The 1382-nt window shown below is 68.9% G+C and carries 1 protein-coding gene; it reads right to left on the minus strand.

Features of this window, described 5'->3' with window-relative positions; translation table 11 throughout:
* Window positions 1-1382: condensation domain-containing protein (locus A5681_RS09530; RefSeq protein WP_231996268.1), on the minus strand; the 1382-nt coding region annotated here is incomplete at both ends.

Consider the following 1382-nt stretch of genomic DNA (forward strand, 5'->3'; position numbering starts at 1 on the left):
CCGCGCCGCACGTGGGTGCAGATGCCGGTCAGGGCGTCGAACCACAGCTGGCTGAGCCGGGCGATCTGGGTGTCATCGAGCGCCGAGGTGGCCCAGGTCCAGGTGGCGTTGAGCTGCGGGCCGGTGTCGGTGTCGATGGTGGCGGCGTTGAGTTCGGCCGTGTGGGACAACGGCATCGGCAGCGCGGCAGCGTCATTGGCGATCACCAGGCTGTCCGGGCTGATCCGCCAGAGCTCGCCGGGAATGTCTTCGGGGGCTACGCCGCCGAGGCGCCCGAGGTAGTTGAATCCGATGGTGGGGTCGGCTGCGGCGAGGGCGGTGTCGGGGTTGTGGTAGCGCAGCAGTCCGTAGGTCAGCGGGTGGGGCAGGGCGCGTAGTTGTTCTTTGGCGGCCTTGATGATCGGACCCAGTGCTGGGTCGCCTGCTGTGATGTGGTGCCAGCCCGGCCCGCCAACGTTGAGTGCGACGGGGTATTTGGTGGTGAACCAGCCCACGGTGCGCGACAGATCCACCACGTCGGCGAGGTCGTCGTGGCGGCCGTGGCCTTCGACGTCGATGCCCACGGGTTGGCCGGTAGTGCCGAGGAATTCGGTCCAAGCCAGCGCGTAGGCGATCAACAGGATGTCGTGGATGCCGGTGTGGAAGGCCGCCGGGGCGTCGGTGAGCAACACCTGGGTGGTCTCGGCGTCCAGGGTGGCCGTCAGGTGTCCGGCGCTGGTAAAGGTGTCGCTGGGCCGCGGTGGGGGCAGCGCGGCCGGGATGCCGCTGATGTGTCGCCAGGTGTCGGCCTGTGCGGTGACGGCCGGGGTGTGGGCGTGCTCGTCGAGCAGCGCGGCCCACCGCTGGAATGAGGTGCCGGTTTGGGGCAGGGTGATCGGCTGTCCGTGGTGGTACTGGGCCCACGCGATGTTGAAGTCCTCCAACAGGATCCGCCACGACACCGCATCCACGGCCAGATGATGAACGATCACCACCAGCTGGCCGGTAGTGGAAACCCACAGCGCGCTGAGCATCACGCCACCGCCGGGGTCGAGCCGGGACCTGGCCTGGCCGAGGACATCATCGGTCAGCGCGTCGACGGTGTGCAGGCACTGAGCGCCGTCGACCGCCCCGGGCCCGGGAACGGCCAGGGACCGCGCGCTCGTATCGGCCCGTGCCCGCAGCATCGGGTGGCGGTCGAGCAGCGCTTGCAGCACGGCGAGCACCTCGGCGTGCGTTGCGCTCGGCGGTGCGTGCAGGACCATGGTTTGGTTGAACTGGTCGATCGGGCCGTCAATGTCGAACAGCCAGTGCATGATTGGCACGGGCTTGACGGGCCCGATCCCTTCGTCGGTGATCCGTTCATGACCGTCGGTGATGCCAGGGATGCGGGCCAGCCGGGC

Source organism: Mycobacterium scrofulaceum, assembly GCF_001667885.1.
In the GTDB taxonomy this organism is placed as follows: Bacteria; Actinomycetota; Actinomycetes; order Mycobacteriales; family Mycobacteriaceae; genus Mycobacterium; species Mycobacterium scrofulaceum_C.